Origin of the sequence: Streptomyces sp. NRRL F-6676 (assembly GCF_000725625.1) — a bacterium.
Classification (GTDB): domain Bacteria; phylum Actinomycetota; class Actinomycetes; order Streptomycetales; family Streptomycetaceae; genus Streptomyces.
Map to the genome: position 1 here is coordinate 18,449 of NZ_JOHS01000036.1, position 14,568 is coordinate 33,016.

The 14,568-nt window shown below is 73.8% G+C and carries 12 protein-coding genes; 2 read left to right on the top strand and 10 right to left on the bottom strand.

Features of this window, described 5'->3' with window-relative positions; genetic code table 11:
• Positions 1-180: 180 nt before the first annotated feature.
• Both IO29_RS21400 and IO29_RS21405 read right to left on the bottom strand, forming a co-directional pair.
• Positions 181-1,713 carry a glycoside hydrolase family 43 protein gene (locus IO29_RS21400; protein WP_030382820.1) on the bottom strand — a complete coding sequence of 511 codons (1,533 nt, stop codon included), beginning with the start codon at positions 1,711-1,713 and terminating at the stop codon, positions 181-183.
• A gap of 183 nt (positions 1,714-1,896) precedes the next feature.
• Positions 1,897-3,369: an endo-1,4-beta-xylanase gene (locus IO29_RS21405; RefSeq protein ID WP_030382821.1), complete on the bottom strand. Its 1,473-nt coding sequence runs from the start codon at positions 3,367-3,369 to the stop codon at positions 1,897-1,899.
• A gap of 442 nt (positions 3,370-3,811) precedes the next feature.
• Between IO29_RS21405 and IO29_RS21410 the strand changes: the two genes are divergently transcribed.
• Together IO29_RS21410 and IO29_RS40075 are read left to right on the top strand one after the other, a co-directional pair.
• Positions 3,812-4,597: an endonuclease/exonuclease/phosphatase family protein gene (locus tag IO29_RS21410; RefSeq protein ID WP_078618536.1), complete on the top strand. Its 786-nt coding sequence runs from the start codon at positions 3,812-3,814 to the stop codon at positions 4,595-4,597.
• Positions 4,598-5,184: 587 nt separating this feature from the next.
• A complete protein-coding gene (locus tag IO29_RS40075) occupies positions 5,185-6,408 on the top strand; it encodes a DMT family transporter (protein WP_063738931.1) in 1,224 nt (407 codons plus the stop codon).
• A gap of 38 nt (positions 6,409-6,446) precedes the next feature.
• On the opposite strand, the gene IO29_RS21420 is transcribed toward IO29_RS40075, so the two are convergent.
• The 8 genes from IO29_RS21420 to IO29_RS21455 form a co-directional block, all read right to left on the bottom strand.
• A complete protein-coding gene (locus IO29_RS21420; protein ID WP_030380201.1) occupies positions 6,447-7,115 on the bottom strand; it encodes a response regulator in 669 nt (222 codons plus the stop codon).
• Positions 7,112-8,395, bottom strand: coding sequence for a sensor histidine kinase (locus IO29_RS21425; RefSeq protein WP_106969866.1), 1,284 nt, complete (start codon positions 8,393-8,395; stop codon positions 7,112-7,114). Before IO29_RS21425 ends, IO29_RS21420 begins: the two co-directional genes overlap by 4 nt.
• Positions 8,396-8,560: 165 nt before the next feature.
• Positions 8,561-9,400, bottom strand: a complete 840-nt coding sequence (locus tag IO29_RS21430) for an ABC transporter permease (protein WP_030380203.1) — start codon at positions 9,398-9,400, stop codon at positions 8,561-8,563.
• Positions 9,397-10,362, bottom strand: a complete 966-nt coding sequence (locus tag IO29_RS21435; protein WP_030380204.1) for an ATP-binding cassette domain-containing protein — start codon at positions 10,360-10,362, stop codon at positions 9,397-9,399. Before IO29_RS21435 ends, IO29_RS21430 begins: the two co-directional genes overlap by 4 nt.
• Before the next feature lie 129 nt (positions 10,363-10,491).
• Positions 10,492-11,352 (bottom strand): glutathione S-transferase C-terminal domain-containing protein, encoded by an 861-nt coding sequence (locus IO29_RS21440; RefSeq protein WP_030380205.1) that lies wholly within the window; start codon positions 11,350-11,352, stop codon positions 10,492-10,494.
• Between the two features lie 209 nt (positions 11,353-11,561).
• A complete protein-coding gene (locus IO29_RS21445; protein WP_030380206.1) occupies positions 11,562-12,659 on the bottom strand; it encodes an LLM class flavin-dependent oxidoreductase in 1,098 nt (365 codons plus the stop codon).
• A 47-nt stretch (positions 12,660-12,706) separates the two neighbouring features.
• A complete protein-coding gene (gene ssuE, locus IO29_RS21450; protein WP_030380207.1) occupies positions 12,707-13,264 on the bottom strand; it encodes an NADPH-dependent FMN reductase in 558 nt (185 codons plus the stop codon).
• A gap of 59 nt (positions 13,265-13,323) precedes the next feature.
• On the bottom strand, positions 13,324-14,472 hold the full coding sequence (locus IO29_RS21455) for an LLM class flavin-dependent oxidoreductase (protein WP_030380208.1): 1,149 nt from the start codon (positions 14,470-14,472) through the stop codon (positions 13,324-13,326).
• Positions 14,473-14,568 lie beyond the last annotated feature (96 nt).

Genomic DNA, 14,568 nt, shown 5'->3' on the forward strand with positions numbered 1-14,568 from the left:
CGGCGTCAGACCGTGGACCGGAAGGTGACCAGGCGCCAGGCCAGCTCACCCTTGGCCAATCCCTCGTTCAGGGCCTTCACCTCGTCGCCCTTGGCGGCGCGCGACTCTTTGGACGGGGCCATGAGCGTGGCGAGCTCCGCCTCACCCCACCGTCGCCGGGCGCTGCACCGGTGCGCTCGCTCAGCGCTCGGACGGTGCCGGGGCGTACTCGTACCAGTCGAAGGCGACCGTGCCCTGCGTGGCGTACATGCCGATCACCCGGCCGGTGAAGCCGCCGGCGATCTCGGTGGACAGGTAGCGTCCGTCGAGTTCGGCGAGCGGGTGGGTGTCCGGGGTGGTGGGGTCACCGAGGAAGAAGGCGAGGGTGTCGGGGCCCGTGGTGCCACCGTCGGTGAGTGCGGGTGAGGCGGGGACGAGGTCGGACGTGCGGATCGTCACCGTGAGGAGCAGTGGGCCGGGCGGGGCGGCCTCGCGGGCCACGGTCTGGCGCAAGGGGCCGATCCGGGCGACGACGGCGACCTCGCCGTTCCCGGCCTCCACCTCGTAGTGGTGGGCCTCGTCCAGGCGCACGCAGAGGCCGCCGCGTCCGGTGCCCGGGTCGATCAGGGCGGTGACGCGGCAGTCGTGGTGCTGCTGGCGGCGGCCGACGAAGGTGTACCCGGGGCTGTCCAGGGTCGGGCCGGTGGCGTGCAGGACCAGCCGGCCCGGGCGTTCGGTGAGCGACCAGGAGCCCTCCGGGCGGGCGAACGGGGAGATCCAGTGCGGGGCGAGGACGGGGGCGTCGAAGTCGTCGCGGGCGGGCGGGGCCGGGACGGGGTGCCGGGCGCCGCCCGGGGCCGGGTGGCTCTCGGGGACGGGCGCGACGACGGGCCAGCCGTCCTCGCCCCACTCCACGGGGGTCAGGAACGTCTCGCGGCCCAGGACGTGCACGTCGGGCGTGAAGCCGCGGGGGCGGACGCCGAGCAGCACCATCCACCAGGTGCCGTCGGGGGCCTGCACCAGGTCGGCGTGGCCGGTGTTCTGGATGGGGCGGGCGGTGCCGCTGTGGGACAGCAGGGGGGTGGCGGGCGCCCCCTCCCAGGGGCCGCGCGGCGAGCGGCCGCGGGCCAGGGAGACGCTGTGGCCGCGTTCGGTGCCGCCCTCCGCGATCAGCAGGTACCACCAGTCGCCGATGCGGTGGAGGTGCGGCGCCTCGGGGTACTTGAGGCCGGTGCCCGACCAGGTGGGGAAGGGGCCTTCCAGCACCTCGCCCTTCACCGGGTCGATCCTCGCCAGGTTGATGCCCCCTTCGGGGCCGGAGAAGGCGCACCAGCAGGTGCCGTCCTCCTCCCACGCGAGGTCGGGGTCGATGCCGGTGAGGTCGAGCCACACGGGGTCGCTCCACGGCCCCTCGGGACGCTCGGCCGAGACGACGAAGTTGCCGCCTCCGTCGATGTTGGTGTTGACGACCCAGAAACGGCCGTCGTGGTGGCGGATCGTGGGGGCGTAGAGGCCTCCGGACGCCTTGGCCCCGGGGAGGGGCAGCGGCAGTTGGCCGGGCCGGTCCAGCACGTTGCCGATCTGCTCCCAGTGCACGAGGTCCCTGCTGTGGAAGAGGGGCAGCCCGGGGAAGTACTCGAAGCTGGAGCACACCAGGTAGTAGTCGTCCCCGACCCGGCACACGCTCGGATCGGGGTGGAACCCGGGAATCACCGGGTTGTCGTAGGTGTGCACGTGCACGTGTTCCTTTCGCTTCGTGGGCGGCGCGCGGTGGTTCGGACGGCTCGCCCTGCGGCGCCGTCTTCGCGCCGGGGGGACGGCTCGCCCTGCCGGCGCGGTGTGCACGCCGGGAGGGCCGCCGCCACGATGGCGGCGGCCCCATGGCCCCTCAGTGCCGGCAGGCCATGTCGGAACGTGTCAGGACGTCAGTGTCCAGCGCTGGTTGCTGCCGCCGGTGCAGGAGTAGAGCTGGAGCTGGGTGCCGTTGGCGGTGCCGTTCCCTACGGCGTCGAGGCACAGTCCGGACTGGACGCCGACTATGGACCCGTCGGAGTTCAGGCGCCACTTCTGGTTGTCGCCACCCCAGCAGCCGTAGATCTGGATCCTGGCGCCGTTGCCGCTGCCGGCGGCGTCCAGGCACTTGTTGCCGTAGACCCGCAGCTCACCGGCGGAGGTGTTCTCCCACTTCTGGTTGTCGGCGCTGTGGCAGTCGTACAGCTGGACCGCGGTGCCGTCGGAGGTGGCGGCATTGGGCACGTCCACGCAGCGGCCCGAGCCGACGCCCTTGAGCTGTCCGCTCTGGCCGCCGCCGTCGCCACCGTCGTCACCGCCGCCACCGTCGTCACCACCGCCGGTCGAGCCGTTGTTGAGGGCGTTCAGGACCGCGGTGTAGGCCGACTTCTTGTTGCCGTTGTTGTCGAACAGCAGAGGCGACTGGCTCGAGCGCCAGGAGTCGCTGTCCCGCACGCCCCAGACGGTGATGCCGAGGCAGCGCGAGACGGCCAGGCAGTCGTTGACCACGTTGGCGTAGGTCGTGGCCGAGGCGCCCTCGATGTCGAGCTCGGTGATGGCCACGTCCACGCCGAGGGCGGCGAAGTTCTGCAACGTGGTGCGGAAGTTGCTGTCGTAGGGGCTGCCGCTGTTGAAGTGGGACTGGAAGCCGACGCAGTCGATCGGCACGCCGCGCGACTTGAAGTCGCGGACCATGTTGTACACGCCCTGGGTCTTGGCCCAGTTCCAGTTCTCGATGTTGTAGTCGTTGTAGCAGAGCTTGGCGGACGGGTCGGCGGCCCGCGCGGTGCGGAAGGCGACCTCGATCCAGTCGTTGCCGGTGCGCTGGAGGTTGGAGTCGCGGCGGCCGCCCGAATTGCCGTCGGCGAAGGCCTCGTTCACGACGTCCCACTGCGCGATCTTGCCCTTGTAGTGGGCCATCACGCCGTTGATGTGGTCGATCATCGCCTGGCGCAGCGAGCTGCCGCTCAGGCTCTGCATCCAGCCGGGCTGCTGGGAGTACCAGGCCAGCGTGTGCCCGCGCACCTTCTTGCCGTTCTGCACCGCCCAGTTGTAGATGCGGTCGGCGCTGCTGAAGTTGAACTGGCCCCGCTGCGGCTCGGTGGCGTCGATCTTCATCTCGTTCTCGGCCGTCACCATGTTGAACTCACGGTTGGCGATCGAGGTGTACGTCGAGTCGCCGAGTTTGCCCGAGGCGATGGCGGTGCCGAAGTAGCGGCCGCTCTGCGCCGCGGCGGCGCCGAGCGTGTTCTCGGCGGAGTGCGCGGGCGGCGCCGAGAGCAGTGCGGTGACCAGGGCGAGGACGCCGGTGACCAGGGCCACCAGCAGGACGCGGCGCTGTGGTCTCGCGACGGTTCTGGAAAGGGCCTGAGAGCCCATGACTGTGCCTCCAAGGTAGGGCGGCTGTGCGCGGCTCTTCCCGGGCAGCGCGGGTCTGCCCGGGGCGTGCGGTTCGACATCTCGGATCACGGTCGGTCGGCCGACGTTCACTGAGAGATGATGACGAGATTGACGAGAGCCCGTCAACGGTAATGACGGAAGTATTTTCCGATTGCTCGTCGAAAGTTTCGAGCCCGCCCGAGATGGCATTGCGCCGGATCACCGGGCAGCCGCTGCCGGGGCGGGTGGAGGCGCCTCCGAGAGCGGTGAGTCGCCCTCTCCCGACTTATGACGCCCCGGGGACCGGCATATTCTCGAAACTATCGGAACACGACTTGACCCCTGGCGTCCGAACGCCGATCGTCGTGCGCATCCACTGCGAGGGGGCGAGGTGTCGGGGAGGGACGCGCGGCTGCTCGTCGGCGCCGTGATCGTGGCGTGCATGCTGCTCGCCGGGCCCGTCGCGCCGGGCGGGGCGCCCTTCGCCGGGTCGCTGCCCGTCGGTACCGCGCGGGAGGTCGTGGACGGCCGGGTCATGACGTGGAACCTGTGCAACCCCTGCGGGGCGGGCGACGTCGACCGGGCGGCGGAGATCGCCACGTACCGGCCGCAGGTCGTCGGCGTGCAGGAGGCGTGCGCACGTGACGTCGAGCGGATCCGGGACTATCTGGAGAGCCTCTACGGGCTGGTGTACCACGTCGCGTACGGTTCGGTGCTCCACGACTGGGGGCGCTGCGGGGGCGCGCCCTGGAGCCCGGGGGGCTACGGGCAGGCGCTCCTCTCGGCGGCACCGATGACGGACCGGGTCGTCGTGGAGTACCCCGACGGCGGCTCCGAGGACCGCGGTTATCTCGCGGTCACCACCGAGGTGGCCGGCCGGCCGGTCCGGGTCTTCGACACCCACTTCGCCGAGCGGCGTCAGGAGCCGGTCCGGGCGGGGCAGGCCCGGGTGCTCGCCGCGGCGGTCGCCAAGCACGACCGTGCGCTCGTCCTCGGAGACTTCAACGCCGTACCGGACGCTCCCGAACTCGACCCCGTGTGGCACCTGGCCGTGGACGCCGACCCCCGGTGCCGTCCCCCGGCCGCCGCTGCCTGCGAGCCGACCACCGACTGGCGCAGCAGGTTCGACTACGTCTTCCTGCGCGGCCTCACCGCCCGCGCGCACGGCGTGCATCCCACCCCGTACTCGGACCACCACCTGCTGCACGCCGATCTGGACCCCGCCTGAACGGCGGACGGACGACCGGCGGCCACCGGCCGGCGGGCCCCGCCAATTGAACTCGGTGCACGGCCGGGCCCGGCCCGGCGGGGACCCGTGGACACCGGTGTATCCCCCATCGGGCAGTTCTCGTCGCGGACCCCGCGGGCGTGCCGGACGGCCGGTTCCGCCGCCGCGTGTGCGTGCGGGTGCCGCGGCCTCCTCTTCCGTCCGTCCGCGCCCAGGACTTCGGCCTCCGCGCCTGCCCCGGCGGACCGCTGCCGTGCCCCGTCGGCCGGCCGTGGGCAGAGGGTGCCCACGGCGGGGTGAACCTCCGTGCGGTCCCTGCCGTCTCGTCGGGCGACTGCGGCCGACCGTGCCGCGCGTCGCGCCCGGCCCGTCCGGCGCCCCCTGCTCCGGCCCCCGACGACGGTCCAGCCGGTGGGGACGCCGGCGCCGGCGCCGTGTCCTTACGTACCGCCGGGGCGGTCCGGTTCGCACCTGCCGGCCCCGGCTCCCACTCCGGGGCAGGAGACCATGCATCCTTCAGTCGACGACCGACCCGCCCGCGGGACCTCAGCCGCCGGGCTCCCGGCGACCGGTGGCGGTGCCACGGCATGAGGCACCGCTTCGATCCGCTGACCGCGGCGGCGATGGCGGTCGCCGTGCTCTCCATCTCGGCGACGGCGCCCCTCACCGCCGCCGCCTCCGCCTCACCGCTGGCCATGGCGTTCTGGCGCAACGCCCTCGGCTTCGCCACCCTCGGCCCGTTCCTGTTACTGCTGCGCCGCCGCGAGGTGGCACGCGTGGCCCGCGGCGAACGTACCCTTCTGCGCCGGGCGCAGTGGGCGCCCCTGGGCCTCGGCGCCCTGGCCGCCACGGCGCTCGCGCTGCACTTCGCGGCCTTCATGACCAGCACGCGGCTGACCAGCGTCGCCATGTCGACCGCGCTCGTCGCCACACAGCCCGTCTGGCAGGCCCTCATCGCGGCGAGCCGGGGCGTCCGGGCGAGCAGGAGGACCTGGGCGGGCCTCGGCCTCGCCGTGGCCGGCGCGGCCGGTGCCGCCGGTCTCGACATCACCTCCGGCGGCACCGCGCTGGCCGGGGACCTGCTCGCCCTCGGCGGTGCCGTCGCGCAGGCCGCCTACACCGCGCTGAGCCAGAGCGCGCGCAGCGACATGAGTACGCCGATGTACTCGACGGTCTGCTCCCTGGTGTGCGGGCTGGAGCTCTTCCTGCTCTGCCGACTGACCGGCGTGCCGCTCACCGGCTTCGACACCTCGACCCATCTGTCGCTGCTCGGTCTGCTGCTCCTGCCCCAGCTCCTGGGTCTCGGCTCCCTGAACTTCGCGCTCGGCAGGGCATCGGCGACGACCATGAGCGTGCTGCTCCTGCTGGAGACCCCGGTGGCCGCGGTCACCGCCTGGCTGCTGATGGGACAGCGCGTCCAGCCGGCGTCCGTCCCGGGGCTGCTGCTCCTCATCGTCGGCGTGATGGTCGTGGTGAGGACCGGCGGTGAGGAACAGGCCCCCGCGCCACAGGAGCACGGGACGCCGTACGCACCGCCCCCTCCGGCCCACGCCTCGGAAGCCTTCCCACCGCCTCCGTCCCCACTGCCGCAACCCGTCCCATGGCCCGCCACGCCCGACCCGGCCCCGTCCCGGACCTGGCCCGCCGCACCGACCCCCGCCCCGTCCCCGCCCCGTCCCCCGGTACGCGACCCCCGAGTGGCCTGGGCCGCGCTGGAGGCCGACAGCCCCACCCTGACCCTCAGCTACCACGGCGCGGGGGTGTTCGACGGACTGCCCACCGTCCGGCAGGGCGCGGTGGGACAGCCCTGACGGGGTCTCCCCGACGGGGGCGCCGCCGCACGCCCCCGTCAGTCCGTCCGCGGCCTGGCCAGGCCGCGGTCGTAGGCGAAGATGACCGCCTGGATACGGTCCCTGGCGCCGATCTTGGCGAGGACCCGGCCCACGTGGGTCTTGACCGTGGACTCCGACAGGACGAACTCGGCGGCGATCTCGCCGTTGGTGAGGCCCTTGCCGATGGCGACGAGGATCTCGCGTTCGCGGTCGGTGAGGGAGGAGAGTCCCGGGTCCTCGGCGGTGTCGGAGCGGTGGGCGGGGACGTACCGGGCGAACTCGTCCAGGAGGCGGCGGGTGAGGGCGGGGGCGATGACCGCGTCGCCGGCGGCAACGGCGCGAATGCCGGCGAGGAGTTCCTCGGGGCGGGCGTCCTTGAGGAGGAAGCCGCTGGCGCCGGCGCGGAGGGCGGCGTGGACGTACTCGTCGAGGTCGAAGGTGGTGAGGACCAGGACGCGGGAGCGGCCGCCGGAGGCGACGATGCGGCGGGTGGCCTCGATGCCGTCCATGCCGGGCATGCGGACGTCCATCAGGACGACGTCCGGGCGCAGTTCGGCGGCCTTGCGGACCGCCTCCGCGCCGTGCGCCGCCTCGCCGACGACGTCGGTCCCGGGCACGGAGTCGAGGAGCAGATGGAAGCCGTAGCGCTGAAGCGGCTGGTCGTCGACGATGAGGACGGTGGTCATCGCCCACCGTCCTGCGGGGTGAGGTCGAGGACGGCCTCGACGCGCCATCCGCCGCCGCCCGTCGGCCCGGCGGTGACGGTGCCCCCGTACAGTGCCGCGCGTTCCCGCATGCCCACCAGGCCGTGCCCTTCGTCGTTCGGCGGTCCGGACCGCAGCGCCGGGCCGGTGTCCACGGCCCGTACGGTGAGCCGGCCGTCCGCCACGAGGACGGCCAGCCGGGTCCGGGTACCGCTCTCGGCGTGCTTCAGGGTGTTGGTGAGCGCCTCCTGGACGATGCGGTACACCGTCAGTTGTACCCCGCTGTCCAGGGCCTCCACGTCGCCGGAGGTCCGGTAGACGACCTCGAGTCCGGCGGCGCGCACCGTGGCGCACAACGCGCCGATGTCCATGATGCCGGGCTGCGGGCTGAGTTCGGGGCCGCTGCCGGGGCCGTCGACGGCCTTGCGCAGGACGCCGAGCACGCGCCGCAGTTCGCCGAGGGCCAGCCTGCCGGTGTCGCCGATGAGCCGGAGGGCCTCCTTGCCCCGTTCGGGGGCGGTGTCGGTGGCGTAGGCACCGGCGTCGGCCAGCGTGATGATGACGGACAGGTTGTGGCCGACGATGTCGTGCATCTCGCGGGCGACGCGGGTCCGTTCGGTGGCCGCGGCCAGTCTGATGCGCTGGTCGCGCTCGGTCTCCAGCCGGGCGGCGCGGTCGCGGAGCCCTTCGAGCTGGGCGCGGCGGATGCGGACCGTCAGGCCGAGCGCGAGGGCCGCGGTCGCCGTGCTGAGCAGGAAGAACAGCGCGTCCCAGACGGAGACGACCGACGCGGCGCGGACCGCGACCAGCGCCATGGCGCCCGCCATCACCGCGCAGGCCCACGGCAGTTGGCGCAGCCGCCCGTGCAGGGTCAGGCTGTAGAGGGCGACGAACAGGGCGACGTCCGCGCGCAGTGCCGCGTCCAGGGACCATTGCAGGACGAACACCGCGGCGATGGAGCCGAAAGCCACGAGCGGGCGGCGCCGGCGCCACAGCAGGGGCAGCACCAGCCCGGCCTGAAGCGCCAGCATGGCCGCGACGGGCAGTTGGGTGAAGGCGAGCCGGATCCGCCGCGGGCCGTCGCCGTCGTCGCCGTCGTGCAGCAGGTCGGGCAGGCAGAACATCAGGAAGAGCAGGACCACGACCGCGGTGTCGAGGACCCAGGGGTGTGCGCGGTCGGCGTGCCGCAGCCGCCGGCCGCCCCGGGACAGGCGGGCGACCAGCGGCCCCAGCACGCCGAGCTCGTCGGTGGTCATGGTCATGGACGTCACGGTGCCATGGTCCGCCCCGCCGGCCGTCACTGCCACGGTCCGTCTCCTCGGGCGTCGCTGTCACGGTCCGTACGGTCACACATCACTGTCCCGGTCCGTACGTCACACGTCACTGTCACGGCCTGTACGTCACACGTCACTGTCCGGCCCGCCCGGTCAGACGTCGGTGCGGGCCAGCCGGTACGCCGCGCCCGCGAGCGCCAGCGCGGTCCAGCCGGCGAAGACGAGCAGCCCGGTGCCCGGCGACAGCGTCGAGGAGTCGTGGGTGAGGGCGAACATCGCCTGCCCCGCCTCGGACGGCAGGTAGGGGCCGATGTTGTCCTGCCAGGAACTCGGCAGCAGGGAGATGAGCCCCGGGATCAGCATCAGGGCGGCGACCAGTACCGAGATGCCGCCGGCCACCGACCGCAGGAGCGCGCCCAGGGCGGTGCCGATCACGCCGACCATGCCGAGGTAGAGCCCGGCGCCCAGCAGGCTGCGCACGACGCCCGCGTCCGAGAGCCCCAGGGCCGCGGGCGTGTCCGCGACCATGCCGTTCCCGCACAGGAAGGCGACGAAGCCGCCGGCCGTCGCCACGACCAGGGCGACGAGACCGAACACGGCCGCCTTGGACCACAGCACGGGCAGCCGGCGCGGCACCGCCGCGAGCGTGGAGCGGATCATGCCGGTGGAGTACTCCCCCGCCGTGACCAGCACACCGAGGACGCCCAGGGCCAGTTGGGCGAAGTTGGTGCCGAAGAGGGACAGGCTGACGGCCGTCGAGTCGGCGAGGTCGGGGTCCAGGTTGCCGGCGTCGTAGCCCGACGTGTAGCGGCTCGCGGCGATCAGGCCGAAGGCCACCAGGAACAGCAGGGCGACGCCCAGGGTGATCCAGGTCGAACGCAGGGACCACAGCTTGGCCCACTCGGAGGCGAGCACCCGCCGTCCGGTCACCCGGTAGACGGGGCGGGCGGGCGCGGTCCGCGGTTCCTCGGTGGTTGCGGTGAGCGTGCTCATGCGGTCCTCCCCAGGTCGTTGTCGCCGGTCGTCCTCGCGCCGGCGTCGGCGCCGGTCGTCGTGCCGTGGTACTCCACGGCGTCCCTCGTCAGCTCCATGAACGCCTCCTCCAGTGACACGGTGCGCGCGGTCAGCTCGAACAGGGCGATCCCGTGCTCCGCCGCCCGCAGTCCGATCTCCCGGGCGGTCAGCCCGGTCACCTGGAGCTCCTCGGAGCCGATCCGGCCGGTGACGTCGACGCCCGGCCCGGCCAGGACCTCCCGCAGCCGCGCGGGGTCCGCCGTCGCCACCTTCACCGTGTCGCCGCCCGCCTCGCGGATCAGGTCCGCCACGGTGGTGTCGGCGAGCAGCCGGCCGCGTCCCACGACGATCAGATGGTCGGCCACGAGGGCCATCTCGCTCATCAGGTGCGAGGAGACGAAGACCGTACGGCCCTGTTCGGCGAGCCCCTTGAGGAGGTTGCGGATCCAGAGCACGCCCTCGGGGTCGAGCCCGTTGACCGGCTCGTCCAGCATCACCGTCTGCGGATCGCCCAGCAGCGCCGCCGCGATGCCGAGCCGCTGCCCCATGCCGAGGGAGAAGGCGCCGGCCCGCTTCCCCGCCACCCCGCTCAGCCCGGCGAGCTCGATGACCTCGCCGACCCGGCGGTCCGGGATGCCGTGGGTCAGCGCCAGCGCCCTGAGATGGTGGTACGCCGAGCGGCCCGGGTGGATCGACTTGGCCTCCAGGAGGGCGCCGACCTCCTGGAGCGGCGCCCGGTGGCGGGCGTAGTGGCGGCCGTTCACGGTGACGGAGCCGCTCGTCGGGGCGTCCAGGCCGACGATCATCCGCATGGTCGTGGACTTGCCCGCGCCGTTGGGGCCGAGGAAGCCGGTCACGGTGCCCGGCTTCACGGTGAACTCCAGCCCGTCGACGGCCGTCTTCTCGCCGTACCTCTTCGTCAAACGCCGTGCGTCGATCATGCCCGCGCCTCCCTGTCGGCCCCCGGCGCCCGCGGTCCGCGGCGCCATAGGGGCAACGCTAGGGGCGGGAGTGGGGCGATCCGGTGGTACCGGGGGGCCGAACCGCGCGGGTCGCGTGGTACCCGGGTACTACGCGGCCGCCTGCTCGGACGCCGCCGGGACCGGCCAGTCCACGATGCCGACCGCCGCTCCGGCGGCCTCCGTGCCGCGGCACTGGGCGTGGTGCCCGCGGCTGAGGGCGTCGAGGTCGAGGTGGCGGGCGAAGGCGGGGTGGGCGGCGAGGCGGCGGGCGTAGGCCCAGAGGTGCGGGTGCGCGGTGACGCGGTGGACGGCGGTGGCGTCCAGGTGGTGGCGGTGCGCGGTGTCGAACTGGACCAGCGTGGCCCACAACTGCACGTCGGCGAGGGTGAGTTCGGTGCCCAGGGCGTACGGCTGGGAGGCGAGCCGGGAGTTCAGGGCGTCCAGGGTACGCAGCAGCTCGGTCAGGGCGGTCTCGCGTGCGGCCGGGTCGGCGTCGGTGCGGCCGGCGTGCTGGGCGGCCTCGGTGATGCCCTGCTCGCAGAGCCGGCCGACGGCCGCGACGGCCTCCTCGGCGCCCCGGGGGTGCAGGTCGGGGCCGTGGGCGCCGAAGCGCCGGGCCAGGTCGCGCAGGATGCCGGGGGTGTGGGTGCTGACGATCGTTCCGGTCCAGTTGTCGCTCAGGACCGGTGCGACGGCCGGACCGGGGTGCTGATGCGAACTGGCCTCGTACAGCGGGCGCAGCGCCTGGTGTCCGCCGTCGGGGGCGTCGGGGAGGGCGGGCAGCACGGTCACCGGGAGGACGTCGTCGAGGCCGAGGAGGCTGTGCGTGACGGCGATCTGAAGACAGTCCGGACAGGACGGCGACAGATGGAGCCGGTAGCGCCGGGGCGCGGCGTAGTAGCCGCTGCGCGCGTCACAGCCGATCCTGCCGCGGAAGGACGGCACGACGGTCGGGGATATGGCGGACATGCGTCTCCCTGGGGTGCTCGGTCACGGGCGTACGAGCGTTCTTTCCCTACTGAATTACTAGGATTACCGTACGGGAGTCTCGGCCCCCGGTCCGACCGCGTCAAGTGGGCCCGTGCCGCCCGCGCCGGAACGTCTCACCAGGTGAGAAGCGCGGACGGCCCTCACGGCGGGGGCGGCCCCGCACCTCACGGCGGCGGGCGGCCCCCGCCTCACGGCCGCCGCCACACCCCCCGCGCCCGAAGCTTCGGCAGCACGCCCTCGCCGAACCAGTACGCCTCCTCCAGGTGCGGATGGCCGGAGAGCACGAACTCCTCGATGCCCAGGGCCGCGTACTCGCCGATCCGGTCGGCCACCTCGTCGTGGCTGCCGACCAGCGCCGTGCCCGCGCCGCCGCGCACCAGGCCGATGCCCGCCCACAGGTTGGGATGGATCTCCAGCCGCTCGCGGCTGCCGCCGTGCAGCGCGCGCATCCGCCGCTGCCCCTCGGACTCGCTGCGGGCCAGCCCCGCCTGGACGGCCTCGACGGTCTCCGCGTCGAAGCCGTCCAGGAGCCGGTCCGCCTCGGCCCAGGCCTGGGCGGCGGTGTCCCGGGTGATGACGTGCAGCCGGATACCGAAGCGGATCCGGCGCCCCTCCCGTTCGGCCAGTCCGCGCACCCGGGCGATCTTCTCCGCGACGGCGGCGGGCGGCTCGCCCCAGGTGAGGTACACATCGGCGTGCCGGGCGGCGATCTCACCCGCGATCGGCGAGGAGCCGCCGAAGTACACCTCGGGGAGCGGATCGGGCACGCGGGCCAGCCGCGCGTCCTCGACATGGAGATGCCGGCCGCGCGCGTCGACGGTCCGGCCCTCCCACAACTCCCGCACGATGCCCAGGAATTCACCGGTGCGGTGGTAGCGGGCGTCCTTGTCGAGGAAGTCGCCGTACGCCCGCTGCTCGTGGCTCTCGCCGCCGGTGACGACGTTGAGCAGCAGCCGTCCGCCGGACTGCCGCTGGAAGGTGGACGCCATCTGCGCGGCGAGGGTCGGCGAGAGGAGACCCGGGCGGAAGGCGACGAGGAACTTCAGCCGCTCGGTGTGCCTGCTGACCATCGCGGTGGTCAGCCAGGCGTCCTCGCACCAGGCCCCGGTCGGGGTGAGCGCGCCGACGAAGCCCAGGTCCTCGGCGGCGCGGGCGATCTGGCTGAGGTAGGCGACGGTCGGCGGCCGGTCGCCCGCGGAGCGCGTGGCGGGGGTGCCGTGGCTGCCGCCGACGACGTGCCGGCTGTCGCCGTTGGTCGGCAGGAACCAGTGGAAGACGAGGGACACGAGGGGACTCCGATCAGGGCGTACGGGCGGGCGGTGGCTGCCGTGGATCAGCCCGTCGCCGCCAGCACCGTCGTGCGGCCGCCGAGCGCCGCCGAGAACTGGTCGGTGACCCGGGCCAGCCCCTCGGCCGGGCCCGGCGCGAGCGTCGCGGTGCCGTCCTCGCCGACGGTGATGTCCTTGTCGAGCGTGAACCAGCCCGGCGTGATGTGCGCGGGGCCCATGGAGGCGAGGACCGGGCGCAGGGCGTAGTCGATGGCCAGGACGTGGGCGGTGGTGCCCCCGGTGGCCAGCGGCAGGACGGTCTTGCCCGCCAGGGCGTACTGCGGCAGCAGGTCGAGCAGCGACTTCAGCAGCCCGGAGTAGGCGGCCTTGTAGACGGGCGTGCCGATCACCACCCCGTCCGCCTGCTCGAACAGCGCGGTGGCCCGGACGATCGCCGGGTGCCCGAAGTCGGCCAGGAGCAGCGCCTCGGCGGGCAGGGAGCGGACGTCGAGCGCGGTCACCCGGTGGCCCTGGGCGGCGAGCCGCCGGTCCAGGTGGCGCAGCAGGCGGGCGGTGCGTGAGGTGGCGGAGGGGCTTCCGGAGACGGACAGGACGGTGGCCATGCGGGGACCTTTCGATGCGTCGGGTCGGTCGGTGGAGGTCGACGGGGCCGAAGGCGGCGTCAGTTGGGTCCGAGCGTGTGCCCGCGCCGCCGCCACTCCTCGGCGAGGAGGGCGTAGGACCGCACCCGGTCGGCGTGGTCGTGGGTGATCGTGGTGACGAGGACCTCGTCCGCGTCCGTGGCCTCCCGCAGCCGCTCCAGCTCGTCGGCCACCCGGCCGGGCGTGCCGACGAACCGGGTGTCGAGGCGGTCCTGGACGAGCGCCCGGTCCGCGTCGGTCCACGGGTACGCGCGCGCCTCCTCGGGCGTCGGGAACGGGATGGCGCCCTCGGCGGTACGGATGCTGCGCACCCAGGGTCCGTACCCGGCGGCGAGGGCGCGCGCGGTGGCGTCGTCCTCGGCGACGACGACGTCCGCCGAGACGCTGACGTACGGCTTGTCGAGGAACTCGGACGGCTGGAAGAAGGACCGGTAGCCCTCCACCGCCTCCAGGACGGTGGCCGGGCTGACGTGGTAGTTGGCCGCGAACCGCAGCCCCCGGCGGCCCGCGACCGCCGCGCTCTGCCCGCCGCTGCTGCCCAGGATCCACACCTGGAGGTCGGCGCCCTCGCCGGGCACGGCGTGGGCCTCGACGCCCTCCGGGGAGCGGTAGGTGCCGGCCAGCAGGGCGAGGAGGTCGTCGATCTGCTCGGCGTAGTCCTGCGGTGCGGCGCCCGGCAGCGAGAGCAGCCGGCGTTGCAGGGCGACACGCGGCGAGCCGAGGAGCTGCGCGACGTCGAACCGGGGCGGGATGAGCAGGCCGTTGGGGGCCCGCCCGTCGACGACCGGGGTCGCCGTCGGCAGCACCTGGGCCCGCTCCCCCGGCGGACGCCCGCCCGAGCGGCCGAGGCCCAGGTCGAAACGGCCGGGGTGGACCGTGTCGAGCAGCCCGAACTCCTCCACGGTGGACAGCGCCGTACGGTGTCCGAGCTGCACGGCGCCGGAGCCGAGCCGGATGGTGGAGGTGGCGGCGGCGGTCAGCGCCAGGACGACGGCGGGCGAGGTGCCGGCGACGCCGGGGTTGAGATGGTGTTCGGCGAACCAGTAGCGGTTGTAGCCGAGGCGTTCGGCCTGCCGGGCGAGGTCGGCCGAGTTGCGCAGTGCGTCGGCGGCCGTCGAGCCGGACGGGATCGGGACCAGGTCGAGGACGCCGAGGGTGAGGTCGGACACGGGCGGACTCCTCCGGGACGGGGCGGCCGGGAGCACGGGGCCCCGGGCGAGTGGTGGGCCGGGGATCTCCCGGCGCGGCACGGTGGCGACGGCGGA